This window comes from Legionella quinlivanii (genome assembly GCF_900461555.1).
Classification (GTDB): Bacteria; Pseudomonadota; Gammaproteobacteria; order Legionellales; family Legionellaceae; genus Legionella_C; species Legionella_C quinlivanii.
Genome location: NZ_UGOX01000001.1, coordinates 2,075,948 through 2,097,707, shown reverse-complemented (window position 1 = coordinate 2,097,707; position 21,760 = coordinate 2,075,948). Strand labels below are relative to the sequence as shown.

The window sequence follows — 21,760 nt, the reverse complement described above, 5'->3', positions numbered from 1 at the left end:
ATGACAGAAATTAACGAGAAAAGAGCTCATTTTATCAGACAGTTAATCACTGATGATCTGGAGACTGGAAAGCATAAAGAAATTATTACCCGATTCCCTCCGGAGCCTAATGGCTATTTGCATGTAGGTCATGCCAAGTCAATTTGCTTAAACTTTGGTCTCGCAGAAGAATTCTCCGGAAAATGCTACTTCCGTTTCGATGATACCAATCCAATCAAAGAGGAAGAAGAATATGTCCATGCAATGATAGAAGATGTCAAATGGCTGGGATTTAAATGGCATGACATGACCCATTCTTCTGATTATTACCAGCAATTGTTTGATTATGCAGTGCTGCTGATTAAAGACGGCAAGGCCTATGTTGACAGTTTGAGCATGGAGGAAATCCGGGCTTATCGCGGAACTTTGCAGGAACCAGGTAGAGAAAGTCCTTATCGGGAGCGAAGCATAGAGGAGAATCTGGATTTATTTGAGCGAATGAAAGCTGGGGAATTTCCTGACGGAACGCATGTGCTGAGAGCCAAAATTGATATGCAATCCGGCAATATTAATATGAGAGATCCGGTACTATACCGCATTCGGCATGCCAGTCATCAACGAACAGGCGATCAATGGTGTATCTATCCGATGTATGATTATGCTCATCCTATTTCGGATGCACTCGAAAAGATCACTCACTCGCTATGTACGCTTGAATTTCAGGATCATCGTCCATTATATGATTGGTTTATTGATAACCTGCCTGTTCCTGCTAAACCCATTCAAACCGAATTTGCACGCTTAAATCTGTCGCACACGGTGACCAGCAAGCGCAAGCTGAGAGAGTTAGTTGAGCAACATGTTGTAAACGGCTGGGATGACCCCCGTCTTCCCACTATTCGCGGCATGCGTAAAAGAGGCTATCCTCCAGCGGCTATCCGTGAGTTTTGCGAGCAAATTGGTATTTCCCGCAGTGATTCGGTCATTGATATGTCTGTGCTGGAAGCTTGTGTCCGGGATGAATTAAACCGTCATGCTAAACGGGCTTTGTGTGTTCTTGAGCCAATTAAACTGGTCATTGAAAATTATCCCGAGGATAAGGTGGAAGAGCTTGTTGCATCCTATCATCCTCAGGATTCGGAAGCTGGTAATCGAGTAGTTCCTTTTGCTCGTGAGATTTATATCGAGCGAAGCGATTTTATGGAAAACCCGCCGAAAGATTATTTTCGATTAACAGTCGGTGCAGAAGTGCGTTTAAGACACGCCTATGTGATTCGCTGCAATGATGTATTGCGCAATGAACATGGTGAAATTATCGAGTTGCGCTGTACTTATGATCCCGATACGCTCGGAAAAAATCCGGTCGGTAGAAAAGTAAAGGGGGTTATTCACTGGGTGTCTGCAGCTCATGCTTATCCGGTAACCATTTATCAATACGATCGTTTATTCAACGATGCGAACCCGGGGCGTGAAGACGATTTCATGCAGTTTTTGAATCATGATTCATTACTGGTGCAGCAGGCTTATTGCGAACCATCACTGGCAAAGTCGAAAGAGAATGAAGTCTATCAATTCGAGCGTCTGGGATATTATTGTGTTAATGAAACCGAAGCGGGGCTGGTTAAGGCGTTTCACCGTGTGGTTGGACTAAGAGACACTTGGACAAAAATCAGTTAAGAGAGCAGGCATGTTAAGTTTATATAATTCGCTGACGCGACAAAAGGAAGTATTTAAGCCATTAACTCCAGGTAAAATCGGCCTGTATGCCTGCGGTATCACCGTATATGATCGTTGTCATTTAGGTCATGCCCGTTCAATGGTTTGCTTTGACGCGATTGTACGCTTTCTGCGCAGTCAAAATTATGAAGTAACCTATGTGCGCAATATTACGGATATTGACGATAAAATCATCGTGCGGGCGCAGGAGCGGGGCATTCCTATTAATGAACTGACCAGTCATTTTATTGATGCCATGCATAGTGATGAGCGTTCATTAAATATATTACCGCCAGATGTTGAACCGCGTGCAACAGCGCATATTCATTCAATTATTCAGTTAATTGAAAAGTTGCTGGAGCGCAAAAACGCTTATGTCAGTGATAATGGCGATGTTTGTTTTGAAGTGAGCAGCGTCAGTGATTACGGTAAATTATCCCACAAGGATTTGGAAGGCCTGGTAGCAGGTGCCAGAATCGAAGTCGTCAGAGAGAAGCGTTCTCCTCTTGATTTTGTATTATGGAAATCAGCAAAACCCGGCGAACCCAGTTGGCCTTCTCCCTGGGGTGACGGACGGCCAGGCTGGCATATTGAATGTTCAGCAATGGCGATGCATGAGTTAGGCCAGCAATTTGACATTCATGGCGGAGGCCTTGATTTACAGTTTCCTCATCATGAGAATGAAATCGCGCAGAGTGAAGCGGCAACCGGAAAACCCTTTGCCAATTATTGGATCCATGTGGGAATGCTACAGGTTAACAATGAGAAAATGGCGAAGTCTTTGGGGAATTTTTACACGATTGAAGATGTGCTTAAGACCCATCATCCTGAAGTGATTCGTTATTTTCTGTTAAGCAGCCATTACCGCAGCCCTCTGAATTATTCGGATGAAAATTTAAGCAACTCGGCCAAGGCGCTGACCCGGTTATATCAGTCACTGAAAGATATTGAATTCTCGGGCAATGAAGAGATGGATACTGACTGGTCTAATCAGTTTAATGAGGCGATGAATGATGACTTTAATACTCCCATCGCTCTTTCCGTGTTATTTCAACTGAGCCATGAGCTTAATAAAACCCGTGATCCACGTCAGGCTGCGACCTTAAAAAAACTGGCCGGAGTTCTTGGCTTGCTGCAAACAGAACCTGAGCAGTTTTTACAAGCTGAGCCCACAGGTATTGATAAGGCAACTATTGAACAGCTCATTGCTGAGCGGACACAGGCCAAGTCTGAAAAAAACTGGAAGCGTGCTGATGAAATCCGGGATCAGCTTGCCGAAAGCGGTGTAGAATTAGCGGATAGCGCCGCAGGAACCAGCTGGCGGCGAAAAAACTGAGCGTTAAGAACATTCTGCAATTACCGGTAGGGTTGGGCCTTGGCCTAATGGCGCTTACTTAAGATATTTACTTACGTCCGCCGGCTTGTCCCTGAGAGATGGTCACAAAAATTAACCATCCTATAAGAGCCTACCTACCCCGCTTTATGCGGGGTATCCATAGGTAGTGAGTTTTAAAATGCAGCCCAAGGGCCCACCTGCAATAAGGTTAAGCATTTACCGGACAATAGAACGCGTCAGACGGGACGATTAAGCGGACTGACAGTCAATGTGCGTTGATTCCAGTTTTTCCTCGAGAATTGCGATAAAGGATTCGCCTGATTTTCTGGGATGAAATAGTGTATTACGCCAGTCAACCTTCTTAATCATCGTTTTCAATTCATCCTGTGTGTGAGACTTTAGCATCTCTGGAATCACTGATTTAGTATATTTTCTCGCAAAATACCAGATTGAGTTGTTCTTTAGTATTTCTTTGGGATTATTCTCTCCGGCCTCAACATCCGGATTAAACTCTCTGTTAGGTAATGCTTCCGGGCTTTGAATACCATATTTATCTCGTTTATGGTATGCCCAGGCTCGCAAATCCTGGGCTTCGCCCTGTTTGCTGGTTCTTAGAATCTGTCTTGCGTCCTCATTGTTAGCAATATATTGCTTAAGCTGTTTGGGTGAGCTTGTCAAATGCATGAACTCAGGGGGCAAACGATAAAAAATAATGCAGGTTCCTTTTACGTTCTCTTCCTTGATGAAGTACTTATCTTTTAATACTTCTTTAGTGAACGATGGGTATCGGCAGACCAGGGATAAATTTTTCAGAGCATAATAACGGCATCCTGTGGCAGCCGACTGCTGAGCGGTTTGAGATTTCAAAAGTACAACGTCTTCACCCGATATGGAATATTTTCCGCTATTCAGTAAATCCAGAATTAACTGTTGCAAATTCCATGTGGCCAGAGAGTCCACCACATTAATATACAGAACCCCATCAATTCTTTCTAAAACAATCAGGCAACGGTGTCCGCCATCATCATGATAAATGTGGCAGCTGTCTTTATCAGATGCAAAAAATTTTTCAGCAAATTGTACGAGCTCAATTGCATTGCAATCACCGCTAATGAAATAGACAGAGAAATCCTTATTGTTCTGATGGCGTGATCTGATTTTATTTTTCTTAGCATTCAGCATCAATGCTAAACCTTTGATGGAAAGATCATCATTTTCATCGAAGACTGAGTCTTTTGAAATGTTCCAATTGAAAATATCGAGCAATTGGGAATCATAGGTCGAGTACAAAAAGGAGCACAGCTCGGTTAATTGAAGTTTTTCAGCCAGGTCAAACGCCGTTTCATTAGCTTCATTCCTATAAATATGAGGTAGATACCATCCACTCTCAATCAGCTTTTTGGCAATGTTTATTTGAGAGTGTAAAATGGCAATTAATATGAAATTATTCTTCTTGCTATCTCGAAGATATCGGGTTTCAGGAAAGTGAGTCAGAAAATAGTGGACATCATCCAGATTGCCAGATTTTATCGCATCAGTTATCACTTGAAGGTAATATTCGCTTTGCAAAAAGCCTTTGTTACCTTTCCATTTCTGAACCTGATAAAGAAATTGTATCAATGACTCAAGCTTCTCGGGAGAAAGGGCTTTATTTCTGTTTGATTCACAAAAAGAAATGAGCTGTTCTAAATTAACCGCTCCCCGCTCAACCAAATATCGAGCTATATTGCTGCTTTCAAACTGAATACAGAAAGTAATTAATTCCTGACTGAAAACTGAAAGCCAAGCTTTTTCAATTTGAGGGTAGGACCTGAAAAATGTGATTAATTCTTTCAGGTTATCCTCTTCAAATAATTGTCGAAAATCTTGTGGACCCATGATGGCTAAGCAAAGCTGTTAAGTTAACCTATTTTAAACGACGATGCTTAAGTCAATATTAGCAGGTAAATTTCAGTAATTATCTTAAATGTCTTGGCATTTGATCTATTTAAACCTATTATTAATTTTTACCCTAAATGCGAGTTTTTTTCTCTATTTTTACTTTTTTCTATTAATCAGTATGTTATTGTAAAAAAAGGATTTTATTTTGAACAAGAAAAAAATACTGGAACTTATTCATAGCAAAAAAAATTATAAACAAATCTCGATGGACCTAATCAATGGATTGTCAAAAAATCCTGGGCTCATGTCATTGGCTTATAATAGTAGTACTTCAAGTGCTACTAACTTATCTCTTTTTCACTGTCTGCTTGAAAATAATAAAGAAGATATATTTTTTGAGCTATTGAAAAATCAGAGCTTTTGGCCATTAGTATTCCGAGAGGATAGTGAGGGACAGAGTATCCTCCATTATCTGGTGAAAACTGAAAGAGATAACTCCACCTTGTTAGCAAATATTCTTGAAATTCGCCCTGGTCTAATCAATCGCTTAACCAGAAACGGCGATACTGCGCTGCATATTGCAGTTAAAAGCGGACGAATTTGGGCGATTAAAGCCTTGGTTAAGCAGGAAAAAAATGATGTATTGGCAAGAAATGAGCAGGGTGAGTCAGCATTCAGCTTGGCCGCCAATAATAGAGCCTTATTGAATGCACTGGTGAGCAGGGATTTGGAGCGCTTAAGATCCTTAAGTCTCGTTTCCTGTGATATGTCTTCATCAAAAAAATCGGAGATCAGAAAGACCTTTCCTCGTTTTTGTCCTTTACCCGCTGGAAACACATCTTCTATCATGGAGGAGCTTGAAAATGACAGAAGATATACTTGGGAAGAGGCCCTCCAATTGATGAGAGAAGATTCTTTTCAATCAAAGGAAGACGAGTCTCTGGATGATTTCTCCCGCACATTTCTTGAATTGCTTAAACATTATAATAAAAACAGCACATCAACAGTCTACTTGAAACAACTTGCTGATTTTATTAAAAAATCACGATTATTATCTTATGCGGATAGTCAACTGGAAGCGACTATATTTAAAAATAGCAAAAGCCAGAAAGTGTTGGCTGAACTATTGCAGGTTCTTCAGCCAGTTGTTCAGGAGGAATCAAAAAAACTCTATGAAAAACACTTTAGCTTAGTGGAACATTATCTCCAGTTGATTTTAATTGAAGGCTTTAATCAGAATTATGTTAAGAACACTCCGCCTTCATTTGAAGCCCTGGACTCTAACAAGGCAAAGTTACTTGAAGCGCTCTGGAGTATGACGGAGATGTCCAGTATTCATTTTGAAAATGGACACTTTCCTATCGAGTTGCTGAATCGTCAGATACTCGGGCTGCAACAGGAGTATAGTTTTGAAGAAATTCTGAATGGTTTGTACCTTCTGTTTCCGAAATTAGACAGAAGACAAAAGTTGCTTTCACATTATTTCAATTGGCAGCTTCTTTATTATAACGGAGCTATTGGCAATATTTCCAATGAGGCTTCTTTCCAAAACCAGTTGAGCTTATTCGGTAAACGCAGCCTATATTATACGCAAGGCCTGGATGAGTTAGGGCTTCCTTTGAGTAAATTATTTGACGAGCTTGTTAACCTTCACAGTTCTCCCTTCTTCAGGAACTATCGTCAACTGATCGATTGGAGCAATCATCCAAAAATTTCGCAGCGATGCAGTTTTGATGCCCTGGTAGATAGTGCATTACAAAAAAAACCAGGAGAGCGTAGTGCGGAAGTGGAGTTAATTGCCGATGAGTTACGCATGCTTACCCGCGATTTCTACAGGAACGTTTCACTGGAAGAGTTCAGGCATAATAATTGGTCTAAAGCTGATCAGTCGGTTAAAGCCAGGACAATTCTTCAATGTACAGATAATTTTAATAAATTAAATAATTATTTTGTACAGAAAATTCTCAGTCAAACCTCGAAAAATGTAGCTAATGTGTTGCAACTGCTTTTACAATTGGCCCAGGCACTTTGTAATTTCAGGGGAGAAAGTGAAGCTGATTTGAACCATCTGATGTTAATAGCGAGTGTCTTGAATTCTCATCGAATTCTTCGGCTTAATAAATATTTTAAAAAACTAACGCCAGCTGATCGTGAAGTTTATAATCAGCTTGATGAGTTGGTCAGCAACCAGGAAAATTTTAAATGGCTGCGCCGTGCAGCAAGTTCATTTGATAGCTCGCTGCCGTTTATCCCCGGAATTCTGGGGGATATCACCAAGGCCTCGGAAGGGAACTCCAAATTGATTTCCAAATCAGAGCAGGTAGGCGGCACTATTCTCAATCTCTATGAAAGAAAATGTAAAAACCAGTTTCAAGCCGATTGTTTTCGTACGGATATACGTGAATTTTTATCTGAGTATAATTTTTATAATGAGGATGAGCAGTCTTTAGCCTCTTATGTGTTATATCCCAAGAATGTATATCTGGATTTAAGCCAGATGAATTTTTCTAACGTTACTTCAATATTGCAGCATTTGAATCAGGATTTTCTCGATCAGAATCTGCTGCCAAAAATCAAAATAGGGGATAAACTGGATTTGCCTAAATTTTGTTTACCAAAGTTATTATCGGTTTTTCATAACTGGCTGAAATCCATGACTCACTTGTCGGAACCACAATATCTTTTCTTACAGGATACGCTGTCCTCTTTAAATGAAAGTGTAGCCCGCGCAATAAAAATAAATAATGAAATTTATGTCAAAAAGATGGGTTTTCCCTATATTGATGAGCATTGCTACAAACAAAAACTTCAATCATTTGTTTTGTATATTGAACGAATAAAGACACAGCCAGCGAATAGAGAAAATGCGGATAGTCCAAGAACGGCAATAGGGAAACTTAAAGCACAGCTACTTTTCTTTGGTTCTTCCCGTTCAGTGCCGGGTGAAGGGGAAACTAAGCCTGCTAAACGAGTTCAATCTCTAAATGCAGCGGAGAGCAGTTCCTCTTTATGGAAAGAGCCCCGACGAAAAAGCACGCCCCCGTCACTGGAATGCGGTTCAATAGGCATCAGCCTTGATGGAGGTTTGGCAACTCTTACGCCTATTGAAGAAAGTATTATTCAGATGGCTAGCGATACATTTTCCCTCTGAGTAAAGATTTTGTTGCTGTAGCAATCAACCCTCTCCCTAGCCCTCTCCCAGAGGGAGAGGGGATTTTCGTAAAAAAATTCACTTAAAATCCACTCTCCTCCTAAGAGAGAGTCAGCAATAACTCCTTAACTTAATGGCAGTGTCCTAGAGGGAGAAGGGATATTTAATTCTAAATTTAACCTTTCATATCCTCTCTCCCTCTGGGAGAGAGTTAGAGAGAGGGCTTAAATGCTTCGCTCAAGAAAAACAGAGAGCTTAATGCTGACTGGTTACCCTTAATATCTCGGCGAGTGAAGTGTCGCCGGCCAGCACTCGCTTGAAACCATCTCCGCGAATTGTGGGAACAGCGGGCCTTAAATATTTTTCAATGGTTTGCAGGCTGTCATTACGGTGGATCATTCCTTGTAAAGTCTCATCAATAGGGATGAGTTCATAAATACCGCTTCGTCCACGATAGCCTAGAAAATTACATTCCTCACAGCCCTTGGGTTCACATACTTTTGAGGTATCCGCATCGGGAGTAAGTCCCATGAGTTCTCTTTCATCAAGTCGTAAATGATGAGGGGTTTTGCAATGAGGGCATAGTCTTCTGACTAAACGCTGCGCAATTAATCCAACAAGGCTAGAGGAAAGCAGAAAAGACTCTACGCCCATGTCATTCAAACGAGTTAAGGCACCAAGCGCACTGTTGGTGTGTAAGGTTGAAAGTACCAGGTGTCCGGTAAGGCTTGCCTGTACCGCAATTTCCGCAGTTTCCAGGTCGCGAATTTCCCCAATCATCACCACATCCGGATCCTGTCTTAAAATAGCACGTAAGCCCTTTGCAAAAGTCATCTGCACTTTGGTATTAACTTGTGTCTGGCCGATCCCTGGCAAATCATACTCAATGGGATCTTCAATGGTTAGAATATTACGGCTTACTTCATTTAATTCGGTGAGCATTGCATAAAGGCTGGTTGTTTTGCCTGAGCCAGTTGGACCGGTCACAAGAATAATACCATGGGGTTGTGCAATCATTCCTCGCATGATTTTAAGAATATAATCGGGCATCCCTAATAAGCTAAGATCGAGCTGTGCGGCCTGCTTGTCAAGAATACGAAGTACAATGCGTTCACCGTGATTTGAGGGAAGGGTAGATACGCGTACATCGATATTATGTCCGCCGATTCGTAAGGCGATGCGGCCGTCCTGGGGAATTCGTTTTTCGGCAATATCAAGCTTGGCCATGACTTTGACCCTTGATATAACAAGCGGGGCGATTGCACGCTGAATTTCCAGAACCTCATGCAAGACACCATCAATTCGATTACGGACTAACACGCGGCTTTCATAGGTCTCAATATGAATATCAGAGGCTTTTTGTTTGATAGCCTGAGTGAACAAGGCATTGATTAATCGAATAACCGGTGCATCATCCTGATTTTCAAGCAAGTCTTCACTCATCGGCAGTTGATCCGCCAGCAGGGATAAATCCATATCCTCTTCCATCCCTTCTGCGGCATCGAGTACGGAGGAGCGTGATTCATAATAATGTGCCAGATGCTGTTGGAATTCGGTATCCGAGACTTCCTTTAATTCGAGACGGCATTGTAATGAGCGCTGTAATTCAGCCAGAGCAGAAAAAGAGGGTTGCGGTAAATGATAAACCAATGCGACCCCTTGCTCATTAGGCGGTGCGGCTACGATACCATTATTTTTGGCAAACCCGTAAGGAATTTGCCTGGGTTTATCCTGTGTTTCCATCATTATTTAGTCGGCATAGGAGTGATAACTACTTGCTTAATGGCACGGTTAAATGGTTTTGGCAATTCAGCTCCACTCAAAGCAGGTAAAACAATCTCATCGTCGCTTTGGTGGAAACTTTCCTGCTGACGTAATGAATCAAGCTGATACTCTCTCAGATCATTGTATTTGCCACCAGTTACCGAAAATGAGTCTCTTGGGTTTCTTAATATTATAGGACGAATAAATACCATCAATACCCGTTTTTCACGATTGCGGATATTATGTTGGAAAAGCCTTCCCACACCAGGAATGTCCCCTATAATAGGCAGCTTATTATCATCGTTTGCCAGACTATCCTGAGTTAGTCCTCCCAATACCACAATATCGCCGCTTTCAACATGGACTGCGGTCACAATACTGCTGATTTTGAACGTTGGATTATCAGTATTTAAAGTAGTTGATGGATCCAGCGTATCATTACCCTGATCAATTTGTAGCTGAATCCCCTGTCCGCGAGTGATCTGAGGACGAACGTATAAATGAAGGGCGACATTCACTCTATCAAAGGTAACATAGGGACTTGCTGTGGTAGTACCGCCGGCATTGTTTGGATAAGTTGTTGACGCGACAGAAACCTGTTTACCTACCAGAATTTTTGCCTGGCGATTGTCAAGAACCACCACGGAGGGTGTAGATAAAATATTGGCTTTTCTTGCGCGGGCCAGCGCATAAATCTGTGCCTGGAAATCATCAATACTGGTTTTACTATTAATAATGGCGAAACCAGGAGAAAAACTGGCGGGATTACCTGTCTGACGATCAGTACCCCATTCAATTCCAAGACTATTGATATCGCTTTCATCCACTTCTGCGACCAATGCTTCAATCAGCAACTGAGCGGGTTTGATATCCAGCTGATGGATTACTGCCTTTAAAGTCCGAATCAGACTGACAGGGGCGTTAAGAATAATCGAGTTGGTATTCGGTTCTGCAATAATCTGAACGGTTGGTTTTGTGCTTCCCTCATTTTGAGTTGTACTGCCAGTGGTGTTTGGCGTCGCTGCCGGATTGCCTGATTGCCCTCCCTGGCCGAAGGGGTTACTGCTGCTATTATTGGAGGTGCTGGATGAGCTGTTATTTGAAACAAGGTTGGAAGCCGGGTTAGTGCTGTCGAGTTCAGGGCGGGTGATTGTGCCGATTGTTGTGCCGACATTCCCGCTAAAATTGGCCTGGGCAATACCTGCCAATATAGGAACGAGATCTTCAGCACGTAAATAATTCAGATAAATTACCTGGGTGTTACTGTTTGTACCATTAGGATGTTGCCGATCTAATCGGGAAATTAAAAGACGAAGCCGAATCCGCTCTGTTTTATTGCCGCTAATCAAAATCGCATTGCTTCGATCGTCTGCTGCGAGCATGGTTTGCGAGTGTACTGTTGATCCTGGTTGCGTTTTCATCAGATCTTTTAGGGTCGCTACCACGTCCATAGCCAGCGCAAAATGCAAGGGAACAATATCAATGCCATTGCTCGTTGAGCTATCAACCTGTTTAATAATCGAGGCCAGTTTTCTGATATTGCTTGCACGCCCCGAAAGAATCAGCATATTGGAAGGTGCATAGGCGGAAACGCTGCTCCATTGCGGCATCAGCGGGCGCAATACCGGAACCAGTTGTTCGGAGGGAACATACTTCACCGGAATCACTTCAACCAGCATATCGTCGCCGCGAGGCGGTGATTTTAAATCATACTCATAGTCGGGAGAGATAGTTTTTGCGTCAATATTGGGAACAATTTTAACCACGTCGCCTGAAGGGATAGCGGCGTAACCTGAAACTTGCAACATGGAAAGAAAGACCTGATAGAGCTCTTTGTCAGACATGGGCGTGCTGGCAACAATCGATATTTTACCCTGGACCCGCGGATCAATGATGAAGTTTTTGCCCGTTACGCGGGAGACTTCAGCAATAACTGCCCGAATATCGGCACCTCGCAGGTTCCATAATTTTTTTGTGGAATCAGCAGAAGCTACAGCGCTTGAATCAGTTGTTTTAGAGCCTGGGGCAATTGGAGTGCTGGCTGATTTGGGGGTGTCGTTGCCCAGTAATTTCTGAAGTTCCCTGGCCTGTTCCAGATTTTTAATAGGCCCCATTTTGACTATAAACAGTTTTCTGTTTGTCTGATAATCAATGGTTAGTGGCTGCTTAAAGAGGGCAGACAATTTAAGCTTAAGCTGTAATGCACTGCTTTCTTTGGGGAAAGCACCCGCTTCCAGCACATAGGCTTTCTCACCATCGATAGTTATTGTTTTAAGACCAACCTCTGCAGAAAAAGCAGTGAATGTTAGAAACAATAAAGAAATTACTAACGCACCTGTTCGCATTCAACAACCATTAAATCCATGTTGCCCACATCATAGCGAAAAAAGAACGGCGACAATAGACTTTTTGTGAATTAAATACCATTAAAACAGGTGCTTTCAAGAGTTTAAGTTACAACATCGTGCATGAGGGAGATCCTTCCAGATTCTCGCGGGCCTCTTCATTGGGAATTAATTGATTTAACTCATTTTCTAACTGTGGCCAGAGCTGATTTGCCTGTTCTTTAAGATCTAAAGAAATGATGCTGTCAATGTGTTTATTCTCAGGAACCTTGTCTTTGTCTCGCTCGGTAATCAGAATAATTTTCTTTCCGTTACATAGTTTGTTCACTTCATCAACGGCCTTTTGGGTTTCTTCGTCATTTTCCGAAAAAATAACGACAGAGCCAGAACGTTGCAGCGCATTGATCGTATATTCTTTTCTGTAGGTGGTCATCGTTGTACCCTTAAATAGCCTGTCAATATGATCATTAAGTACACTGGCAATGATCTTTACATCATGACGCTTAAAGCGATTGACGTCATCGCAGCCCCACATAGTTGGGGATTTATTTAAGTTCAGGTCTTTACTGGAGGCTATTTCAAAATTGGGTGCGGAGGGACAAAAAATCATCGCTATTTCATGCATAGTTGTTTACCTGTTTGGTGAATAGTAAGCATGTATAATAACTGCAGTTAGATGAAAATAACACGAACTTTATGTGGTAGATTAATTTAAATTTATCAGAATGACTCGCCAGAAATAGTTGGGGTTTGTTTTACGTAAGGAGGGATATGGTGGCTATGGGTGGACTCGAACCACCGACCTCAGCATTATGAGTGCCGCGCTCTAACCGGCTGAGCTACATAGCCACGAAGGTCGCCATTTTGTCTCGGATTGGCTATCCTGTCAAGTGGTAAAATTACTTTTTTTACGAGTATCAAGAAATTCTGAGTTATATTTGGCTTAGCAATTTAAATCTTTTAAAAGTAGGTCGGACGCTTCGTCCGACATTTGATTGCTTGCTTCAACCACTGCATACCTGCCTCGGGCAAGCCGAGGCAGGTATGGGAACCTTGGCTAAATAATCAGAATGTACAATGCCCCTGGGCCACGTAAAACTTGTACCAGAAGTTGTTGTTTTTTCTGCATGGCAATGTTTTGCAGGGCTTTAACATTAGGTGTCGGTTGTTTATTTGCACTAATGATAATATCGCCTGGGCGTAATCCTGCTCTCCATCCGGCACTGTTCTCCGAGGCGCCAGTAACCTGAACACCCACCACATTGCCATGAAGAGGAGAATCCTGCTCATAATTGCGAATCGCCAGTCCATAAAGGAATGGGTTATTGGCCTGCAATTTTTGCTCATGTTTTTTGATGTCTGTGACGACAGCGGTAAGCGTAATATCTTTTCCGTCGCGGCGTACAGTCATTTTGGCTTCGCTACCTACCCGCAGCAGGCTGATGGTGGTTTTAACCTGAGTGGCCTGGGTGATTTTAGTATTATTGATTTGGGTAATCACATCCCCAGGCTTTAGACCGGCTTTTTCAGCTGGAGAGTCCTCATTGACCTGTGCGACCAATGCACCCTGAAAATCTTCAGAGTATCCCATTGCCTGTGCGAGTTCGGGAGTCAGATGCTGTACAAATATTCCCATCAGACCGCGATGAATAGAACCGAACTGCATGATTTGCTGAACAACGTCTTTAGCCATATTGACTGGAATGGCAAAGCCTATTCCCACATTACCGCCATAAGGAGACAGAATGGCTGTGTTGATACCAATGAGCTCCCCCTTTGCATTGACCAGTGCACCGCCTGAATTACCTGGATTAATGGCGGCATCTGTCTGAATGAAGTTTTCAATGCCTTCAATATTCAGATCGCTGCGTTTCATGGCGCTGACGATACCAAAGGTTGCGGTCTGGCTGTTTCCAAAGCTGTTTAACCCGAATGGATTTCCAATCGCAACGACAAAATCACCGACTTCAACCTTATCGGAATCACCAATAGGTAAGGTCTTCAGATTTTTAGCATCAATCTTCAACACGGCAAGATCAGTATCCGCATCGCCGCCAATTAGTTTGGCCTTAAGGCGTCTGCCGTCGTTCAAGGTGACCGTAATAAGATTGGCATTACGGATCACATGGTCATTGGTTATAATAATTCCGTGCTCAGGATCCACGATGACCCCTGAACCAATGCTTTGGAATTTTTTAGGCTTGGGAGGAGTTCCTTTCTGAGTTTCCTGATTGTTATCTTCATCCTCTTCATCTTCAGTTGGACCTGCCGGTGGAAGAATCCCCTGAACAGCGACATTTACAATGGCAGGCATGGCATTTTTAAGTACCGGCGCAAGACTTGGCATCGGAGCTTCCTGTTCTGCTGCCAGGGTAGACGAGGATAGAAGAGCTAGTAAGATACCGCTCCCCAATAAACGCAAATGACGAAACATAATTTTTTTTCCTGTTATTAAAACCTGTTACTAAATAAACCACACAAGAGTAGCCATTCTACCTGTTTGTGCTGCACGGCGGTAGGAATAAAATTCATTTTTTTGCTCAAATGTACATACATTGGACTGAGCGATCTGAGCGACATGGTGATGAGTAAGGATTTTTTCAGCGATTGCAGACAGATCCGCCCGCCATCTGGAATCATCAGCCAAGAAACAATCATGAACAAATGGATATTGTGTAAGAAAGCTGTCATATACTTCAGGGCCGGTCTGATAGCAGGACTGGCAAATCGCAGGACCGACCCAGGCAATGAGATCCTGAGGCTTGCTGGTCATTTTGGCCAGGGTGTTTTCGATAATGCCATTGGCTAATCCGCGCCAGCCTGCATGAATAGCTGCCACTTCATTTCCCTGGGTATTAGAGAGTATGATGGGTAAGCAATCAGCAGTCATAATTGCCAATACGCGCTGATTGGAGCGAGTAATAGCGGAATCAGCCTGACGATTATTATCTTGCTCCACAATAACGCAATCCGTGCTGTGCGTCTGTTCAAGCCATTCAGGTTCTGCAGGCAGTTTGAGGGAGTCCATCAGAAAAGCACGGTTTGCCTGCACATGCTCCGGATTATCTCCGACATGTTGTCCCAGATTATTTTTATCAAAGGGATGCTGACTGAAACCTTGTAAACGAGTAGTTGTCACTGCTCTGACATTTGCTGCTGCGTTCCAATTGGCTTGCAAATAAGTCATTTATTTTCCTTGTATTGATCCAGTGCACTCAGCAAAGTAGCGAAATCTTCAGGTAGCGGCGCGCTGAAACTCACCATCTCTTCAGAATGCGGATGTTCAAAACTTAAAGTGTAGGCATGCAGTGCCTGCCGTTTGAATTGCTGCAATAACCTAATCAGGTTTTCATCGGCTTCGGCGGGTACGCGGGTCCGCCCTCCATACAACTGATCACCAAACACCGGATGCTTGATATGAGCCATATGCACGCGAATCTGATGCGTTCTTCCAGTTAATAACTGTACTTCAAGCAGAGTAAAGTACTGGTATTGTTTTTTGATTGAATAATGGGTAATTGCCTCTCTGCCTTGCGCACAAACTGCCATCTTTAGCCTGTTTGATGGATGCCGGCCAAAACAGGTGGCAATTTCGCCTCCGGAAATTAAATGCCCCTGAACCAGAGTCAGATAATGGCGATGAATTTTCCGTTCCTGCATTTGTCTTGTCAATTGAGTATGGACGGTAAGTGTTTTGGCAATAACCAGTAAACCGGTTGTGTCCTTGTCAAGGCGATGAATTAAACCGGCACGTGGTAAAGCGGATAACTGCGGGAGATGGTGCAGAAGGGCATTCACAAGAGTGTGCTCCCAGTTTCCTGCTCCGGGATGAACAACAAGACCCGCGGGCTTATTAATCACAAGCAGATAGTCATCTTCATAGACAATATCGAGCGGAATGTCTTCGGCCTGGACAATTCCTGTTTTATTTTCTGATAGCTGATCAAGACTTAGCTCTATGAGGCTGCCGTGATTTACTTTGTCTTTTGGTTTAAGAGTTTTACTATCAACTGTAATTTTCCCCTGTTTTAACCATTGGCTGAGCTGAGAGCGAGAATAGTCAGGGAGCAATCTGGCGAGAACCACATCAATGCGTTCCCCGTGGAGTTCACGGGGAATAATTAATTCTTTTGTATCAACGTCAATCATTAAGTGCCAGTTCCTCATCTTTAATTAAACGGCCACGCAGAGAGTTAGGTAAGGATTCAGTGATGTTAACTGATCTGAACTGACCAATTAATGAGGCAGGGCCATCAAAATTGACCACGCGATTGCATTCGGTTCGTCCAGCGAGTTGCTCTTTATTTTTCTTGGAAACGCCTGTGATTAGTATTCGCTGAGTGCTTCCCACCATCGCCTTACTATAATTTGAGGCATTAGTCAGCAGGCGATTCTGTAATATCTGCAAACGCTGCTTTTTAACCTCCATCGGTGTTTCATCGGGTAAATTGGCCGCTGGCGTACCTGGCCTGGCGCTGTATATAAAGCTAAACGAGGTATCGAAACCGATTTCATGGACTAAATCCATTGTATCCTGGAAGTCTTTATCGGTTTCTCCTGGAAATCCAACGATTATGTCGGTAGATAACCGAATATCCGGTCTGACCTTACGTAATTTACGGATTCTTGACTTGAACTCAAGCGCGGTATATCCGCGCTTCATCATACTTAAAATGCGATCTGAACCGCTTTGCACAGGTAAATGCAAATGGTTGGCAAGTTCCGGTACTTCGGCATAGGCATTGATTAAATTATCTGAAAATGCCAGTGGATGTGAGGTGGTAAAGCGGATGCGTCCGATTCCCTCAATAGCGGCCAGATAATGAATTAAAAGAGCCAGATCAGCCACTTCTCCTGAATTCATCTTACCACGGTAATCATTAACATTCTGACCCAGCAGATTGATTTCCCTAACTCCCTGAGCGGCTAATTGATAGCATTCAACCAATACATCATCGAAGGGCCGGCTGATTTCTTCACCGCGGGTATAGGGAACAACGCAGTAACTGCAATATTTACTGCATCCTTCCATAATCGATACAAATGCAACAGGTCCCTCTGCTCGTGGAGCTGGTAAATGGTCAAATTTTTCAATTTCAGGAAAACTTATATCAACCACTGGCTTTTTTGATTTAAGACGCTCTTCAATCAGATCGGGCAGACGATGAAGCGTTTGCGGACCAAATACAAGATCCACGAAAGGGGCTCGTTTGATAATATCGGCTCCTTCCTGACTGGCCACACAACCGCCTACGCCAATAATCACATTGGGATTTTGCGCCTTAAATTCCCGCCACTGGCCTAATTGGGAGAACACTTTTTCCTGCGCTTTTTCACGGATTGAGCAAGTATTTAATAAAATAACATCTGCTTCTTCCACCTGCTCGGTTTTGCTCAAACCATGCGAATGCAATAAAACTTCTGCCATTTTTGAGGAATCATACTCATTCATCTGGCAGCCATTGGTTTTAATATATAATTTTTTAGACATAGCTTTTTCAACTTCTCATTCAATAGATTTTAAAAGTGCATTATTGAACATTATTACAATAAGTCTCTTTTATCCTGGGCAATATTAGCAGGGAAACCAGTATACCGATTGGCAAAATACCCAAAGCAATGTGATAGGCTTCCAAGGGATAGACGCGAACTTTATCAATGATTTCGCCTTGCCACAACCAATCCAGTATAAAACCAATTAAAGGTTGAGCAATGGCGATCCCTACCATATTCATCATATTCATAAAACTCAGACTGGTAGCGACATAGCGGCGGCTGCATATTTCTTTGGCAACCGCAAAAGCGGGCAGAAAGCCTGAAGAGAATACTCCGAATAAAAACAAAAGGAATTGAGTAGCCAGCTTGGACTCAATAGGGGCATATAAAAAAAGCAGGGATGTAATCAAAGCCCCGATGCTGCCAATGTAGAGTGAAGGTTTTCTTCTGCCGATGCGGTTGGAAAAAATTCCCCATAAGGGACTTGCGATAGCCCAGCCTACGAAAACCAGTGAGATAAGATTGGCGGCAACTGCTTTGCTGATGCCCATTTTGAACATAAGATAGGGAACGCCCCATAATCCGCAAAACACTGGGGTTGCCATATACATAAGGCCGCCATAAAGGGCGACAAGCCAAAGTTGTTTGTTTTTGATAATGGCGAGCAGACTGGAAACTAAAGGTTCTTCGTCAGCATGATGTTCGTGATGGATAGCGCCTTCCGAGGGAGCATCCTTTGCGACTAGCAGTATTAATATAGCAAGTACAATACCAATACAGCCCAGAATAGTCATGCTATGGCGCCAGCCTGCATAGTCAATAAATATAGCAAGAGGTGTTTCACCCCCGATAGCACCTAACATTCCAATGGTCACCATCATGCCGGTCAGAAGAGCGAAACGTTGTGCTGGAAACCAGTTGGCGGCAAGCTTCATTGCGCCCACCGCAGCAAATGCAGAACCAAAGCCAATCATCAGACGCGCGAAACAGGCAGCAAAGAAATTTTCAGTCATTCCAAAACCAATGGTACTTAATGCGCAAATCAGTGTGGCTATCGTTAGCAATCGCTGCGGACCAAAATAATCCATCAGAACGCCGCCTGGCAATTGCATGATGGCATATGAATAAAAATAAATACCGGACATGATGCCAAGTGTTTGGCTGGTTACCGCAAAGTCACGCATGAGCTCATTACTCATCACACCAGGCGAGACTTGCAACACCCACTCGTAAAAATAGAAGAGACAACCCAGTCCCCACACTATCCAGGGTTTTAAAAAAGAAAGAGCGCTCTTTCCAGTAATTGGTAAATGCTCGTTGCCGTAGGCCATTAAGTGCGATGCTCCCTGATATAGTTAGACAAACGATATTTCCCAAGAAAGATATTACAACAGGTTATTTTAACCCAAATTGTTACTGGCTGTTAAGAGAAAATTAAAATCTTATCAGATTGCTCAGGAATTGTCTATTACGGACTTGTCGAAGGCAGAGGGGATGCATGCGATTCACTAAAAATAATGAATTATCAATTGAGCCTGTGAGGATTTAAGCGCTATAATAAGCTGTTCTATATTTTGCCTTATTTCTATAACAAGCCTGTTCCCACATCCCCTGGAGAAGTGAATGGTTGAGCTCTTATCGAGGATACAATTCGGATTTAGCATTGGTTTTCATATATTATTTCCCACCTTAAATCTGGGACTAGCCGTATTTCTTGTTATTATGGAGTCTGCATGGCTTAAAACTGGAAATCCGCTTTATCTGAGAATTTGTAAGTTCTGGACCAAAATTTTTGCTTTAACCTTTGGAATGGGCGTTGTTTCCGGGATTGTTCTAGCCTATCAGATAGGAACTAACTTTGGGCCCTTCATCGCTCAATTTGGCAATGTTCTGGGCGCTTTATTTGCTTATGAAACCCTGACTGCTTTCTTTCTTGAGGCAGGATTTCTTGGAGTCATGCTCTTTGGCTGGAATCGGGTTTCGCCAGGCTTTCATTTTATCGCCACTTTGCTGGTTACTGTGGGTACAACGATCTCTGCGTTCTGGATTATGTCCGCGAATTCATGGATGCAGACGCCAACGGGTTATGAGCTTATCGCAGGGAAATATGTGGTTTCCAGTTGGCAGGAAGTCGTATTTAATCCTTCTTTTTTACCGCGTATGTTACACATGCTTCTTGCTTCCTATGCGACTACCTGCTTCGTGGTCGCTGCGGTAGCGAGTTATCATTTAATCAAAGGGATTCATTACCAGGTCGCCACGACCTGTCTTTCTTTTGCTATGTGGGCAGCCTTAATCGTTGTTCCAGTACAGATTTTTGTTGGGGATGTCGTTGGTCTGGTCGTTCGGGAGCATCAACCATTAAAAACTGCTGCAATGGAGGGTGTTTGGGAGACACAAAAAGCTGCTCCGCTTGTATTATTCGCCTGGCCATCGCAGCAGGAGCAGAAAAATTATTATTCAGTGGAAATTCCAGGCTTGGCCAGTCTAATCAATACTCACCATTGGGATGGTGAACTGCTAGGGCTTAAGTCGGTTCCACCTGCCGATCAACCGCGTGTTGCGCCTGTTTTCTTTTCTTTCCGTGCAATGGTCGGGATAGGGGTGCTAATGTTATTGACTGCTCTGACGGCCCTTTATTTGCGTTTCAGAGGTAAACTCTATCATGCTTCCTGGTTTCATCGATGGTGTTTGCTGATTTCTCCCTTAGGGTTCATAGCCAGTATCAGCGGTTGGTTAACGGCAGAAATCGGTCGTCAGCCCTGGGTCGTGTATAACCTCCTAAGAACTCAAAATGCTGTCTCCGCGATTGGCAAGGAAGAAGTTACCATTTCATTTAGTTTACTTCTACTCGTCTATGGCATCGTCTTTGGTTTTTATTTGACTTATTTATTCAAAACCATACGACTCGGGCCCCATGCGCTTAATGCAGACAAGCCTGAGCATCATTCCTTCCAATATATGACCGACAAACCAGGAGAGGACGAATAATGCTGGCTTTTCTATTTGCGGTAATTTTAGGTTTTATCATCATAATGTACGTCATTTTAGATGGGTTTGATCTGGGAATAGGTATTTTATTCCCCTTTACCCAAAGCGAAGCAGAGCGCGATAAAATGATGAATTCTGTGGCGCCGGTTTGGGATGGAAACGAAACCTGGCTGGTTTTTGGAGGCGCGGTGCTTTATGGTGCTTTTCCCATAGCATATGGTCTCTTATTACCCATTTTATACATGCCTTTAATGCTGATGTTATTGGCATTGATATTCCGGGGAGTTAGTTTTGAGTTCAGGTTTAAAGCGGAACGTTCAAAACCGCTATGGAACTGGTTGTTTACAATCAGCTCGATCTCCGCAGCTTTTTTTCAAGGAGTCATTTTAGGTAGTTTTGTGCGCGGTTTCCCAATTAATGAAGCTGCGATGACCATTAGCGAAACGGATTGGCTTACTCCATTCAGCTTATTGACAGGAATTGCCTTAATTTGTGGTTATGGGCTTCTGGGCGCTACCTGGCTAATCATTAAAAGCGAGGGGCATCTACAGCGAAAAATGATTCATTTTGCCAGAGGCTTTTTGATAATGGTTAGCTTCTTTCTTGTTATTGTCAGTATATGGACACCTTTGCATAGTAGTGAAATATTTGAGCGCTGGTATAGTTTTCCCAATTTTATTCTGCTGATGCCATTGCCGGGGATTACAGCACTTATGATCTGGATGACATGGCGCAGTCTTAATCTCAAGCAGGAATTGCGGCCGTTTATCTGCAGTGTGATAATTTTTTTATGTGCTTACACGGGCATTGGTATTAGCGTATATCCCTATCTTATTCCGCATCAGGTTACTATATGGGAAGCGGCGGCACCGACCTCAACCCTGCTTTTTATCTTGGTAGGTGTAGTGATTATGTTACCCATTCTACTGACATACACGGCATATGCCTATCATGTTTTTCGAGGTAAATCGACACAGGAAGGCTATCACTGACTGTCTCGTAGAAAGGCTTGCGTTCACTAGCGATTAATTGTCTAATTATTCATAACATTAAGGCTAAACTGTGATATTCTTAGTTCGCGCAGTATTTATACACGGTTAA

The 21,760-nt window shown here is 42.9% G+C and carries 14 protein-coding genes and 1 tRNA gene; 5 read left to right on the top strand and 10 right to left on the bottom strand.

The genetic code is table 11. The features are described from left to right. Positions 1–1,656, top strand: coding sequence for a glutamine--tRNA ligase/YqeY domain fusion protein (locus DYH61_RS08965; RefSeq protein WP_058508133.1), 1,656 nt, complete (start codon positions 1–3; stop codon positions 1,654–1,656). A 10-nt stretch (positions 1,657–1,666) separates the two neighbouring features. Further along, entirely contained in the window at positions 1,667–3,031 is a 1,365-nt protein-coding gene (gene cysS / locus DYH61_RS08960) for a cysteine--tRNA ligase (protein ID WP_058508134.1), read from the top strand. A gap of 249 nt (positions 3,032–3,280) precedes the next feature. Here the strand turns inward: cysS and DYH61_RS08955 are convergent, their stop codons facing one another. Further along, positions 3,281–4,909, bottom strand: a complete 1,629-nt coding sequence (locus DYH61_RS08955) for an ankyrin repeat domain-containing protein (protein ID WP_058508135.1) — start codon at positions 4,907–4,909, stop codon at positions 3,281–3,283. Positions 4,910–5,117: 208 nt separating this feature from the next. On the opposite strand from DYH61_RS08955, the gene DYH61_RS08950 reads away from it, so the two are divergent. Continuing rightward, positions 5,118–8,063 carry a RasGEF domain-containing protein gene (locus DYH61_RS08950; RefSeq protein ID WP_058508136.1) on the top strand — a complete coding sequence of 982 codons (2,946 nt, stop codon included), beginning with the start codon at positions 5,118–5,120 and terminating at the stop codon, positions 8,061–8,063. Between the two features lie 255 nt (positions 8,064–8,318). Here the strand turns inward: DYH61_RS08950 and lspE are convergent, their stop codons facing one another. The 9 genes from lspE to DYH61_RS08905 all read right to left on the bottom strand — a co-directional run bounded on the left by lspE (position 8,319) and on the right by DYH61_RS08905 (position 18,999). Next, the gene (lspE, locus tag DYH61_RS08945) at positions 8,319–9,806 is read right to left on the bottom strand and encodes a GspE family T2SS ATPase variant LspE (protein WP_058508166.1); all 1,488 of its coding nucleotides are present in this window, start codon (positions 9,804–9,806) and stop codon (positions 8,319–8,321) included. Positions 9,807–9,808: 2 nt separating this feature from the next. Next, entirely contained in the window at positions 9,809–12,172 is a 2,364-nt protein-coding gene (gene lspD, locus DYH61_RS08940) for a GspD family T2SS secretin variant LspD (RefSeq protein ID WP_058508137.1), read from the bottom strand. 109 nt (positions 12,173–12,281) lie between these two features. Beyond that, a complete protein-coding gene (locus DYH61_RS08935) occupies positions 12,282–12,797 on the bottom strand; it encodes a hypothetical protein (RefSeq protein ID WP_058508138.1) in 516 nt (171 codons plus the stop codon). A gap of 147 nt (positions 12,798–12,944) precedes the next feature. Further along, a tRNA-Met gene (locus tag DYH61_RS08930) sits at positions 12,945–13,021 on the bottom strand. Positions 13,022–13,229: 208 nt separating this feature from the next. Further along, positions 13,230–14,519, bottom strand: coding sequence for a Do family serine endopeptidase (locus DYH61_RS08925; RefSeq protein ID WP_407927359.1), 1,290 nt, complete (start codon positions 14,517–14,519; stop codon positions 13,230–13,232). Positions 14,520–14,636: 117 nt separating this feature from the next. Next, a complete protein-coding gene (gene pgeF / locus DYH61_RS08920) occupies positions 14,637–15,359 on the bottom strand; it encodes a peptidoglycan editing factor PgeF (protein WP_058508140.1) in 723 nt (240 codons plus the stop codon). Further along, on the bottom strand, positions 15,356–16,321 hold the full coding sequence (rluD, locus tag DYH61_RS08915) for a 23S rRNA pseudouridine(1911/1915/1917) synthase RluD (protein WP_058508141.1): 966 nt from the start codon (positions 16,319–16,321) through the stop codon (positions 15,356–15,358). The genes pgeF and rluD overlap by 4 nt, the downstream gene beginning before the upstream one ends. Further along, positions 16,314–17,663 carry a tRNA (N6-isopentenyl adenosine(37)-C2)-methylthiotransferase MiaB gene (miaB, locus tag DYH61_RS08910; RefSeq protein WP_058508142.1) on the bottom strand — a complete coding sequence of 450 codons (1,350 nt, stop codon included), beginning with the start codon at positions 17,661–17,663 and terminating at the stop codon, positions 16,314–16,316. The genes rluD and miaB overlap by 8 nt, the downstream gene beginning before the upstream one ends. A 40-nt stretch (positions 17,664–17,703) precedes the next feature. Beyond that, positions 17,704–18,999: an MFS transporter gene (locus DYH61_RS08905; protein WP_058508143.1), complete on the bottom strand. Its 1,296-nt coding sequence runs from the start codon at positions 18,997–18,999 to the stop codon at positions 17,704–17,706. A 292-nt stretch (positions 19,000–19,291) separates the two neighbouring features. Here DYH61_RS08905 and DYH61_RS08900 point away from each other — a divergent pair, with 292 nt between their 5' ends. Both DYH61_RS08900 and cydB read left to right on the top strand, forming a co-directional pair. Next, a complete protein-coding gene (locus DYH61_RS08900; protein ID WP_058508144.1) occupies positions 19,292–20,659 on the top strand; it encodes a cytochrome ubiquinol oxidase subunit I in 1,368 nt (455 codons plus the stop codon). Then, complete coding sequence (cydB, locus tag DYH61_RS08895) at positions 20,659–21,651, top strand: cytochrome d ubiquinol oxidase subunit II (protein ID WP_058508145.1); 993 nt, start codon at positions 20,659–20,661, stop codon at positions 21,649–21,651. Before DYH61_RS08900 ends, cydB begins: the two co-directional genes overlap by 1 nt. The last annotated feature ends 109 nt before the right edge of the window (positions 21,652–21,760 follow it).

Coding starts and splice junctions, on each gene's coding strand:
- cydB (WP_058508145.1), top strand. CDS start 20,659: ATGCTGGCTTTTCTATTTGCGGTAATTTTAGGTTTTATCATCATAATG.
- DYH61_RS08935 (WP_058508138.1), bottom strand. CDS start 12,797: ATGCATGAAATAGCGATGATTTTTTGTCCCTCCGCACCCAATTTTGAA.
- DYH61_RS08900 (WP_058508144.1), top strand. CDS start 19,292: ATGGTTGAGCTCTTATCGAGGATACAATTCGGATTTAGCATTGGTTTT.
- DYH61_RS08955 (WP_058508135.1), bottom strand. CDS start 4,909: ATGGGTCCACAAGATTTTCGACAATTATTTGAAGAGGATAACCTGAAA.
- rluD (WP_058508141.1), bottom strand. CDS start 16,321: ATGATTGACGTTGATACAAAAGAATTAATTATTCCCCGTGAACTCCAC.
- cysS (WP_058508134.1), top strand. CDS start 1,667: ATGTTAAGTTTATATAATTCGCTGACGCGACAAAAGGAAGTATTTAAG.
- DYH61_RS08965 (WP_058508133.1), top strand. CDS start 1: ATGACAGAAATTAACGAGAAAAGAGCTCATTTTATCAGACAGTTAATC.
- DYH61_RS08905 (WP_058508143.1), bottom strand. CDS start 18,999: ATGGCCTACGGCAACGAGCATTTACCAATTACTGGAAAGAGCGCTCTT.
- lspD (WP_058508137.1), bottom strand. CDS start 12,172: ATGCGAACAGGTGCGTTAGTAATTTCTTTATTGTTTCTAACATTCACT.
- miaB (WP_058508142.1), bottom strand. CDS start 17,663: ATGTCTAAAAAATTATATATTAAAACCAATGGCTGCCAGATGAATGAG.
- lspE (WP_058508166.1), bottom strand. CDS start 9,806: ATGGAAACACAGGATAAACCCAGGCAAATTCCTTACGGGTTTGCCAAA.
- DYH61_RS08925 (WP_407927359.1), bottom strand. CDS start 14,519: ATGCCAAGTCTTGCGCCGGTACTTAAAAATGCCATGCCTGCCATTGTA.
- pgeF (WP_058508140.1), bottom strand. CDS start 15,359: ATGACTTATTTGCAAGCCAATTGGAACGCAGCAGCAAATGTCAGAGCA.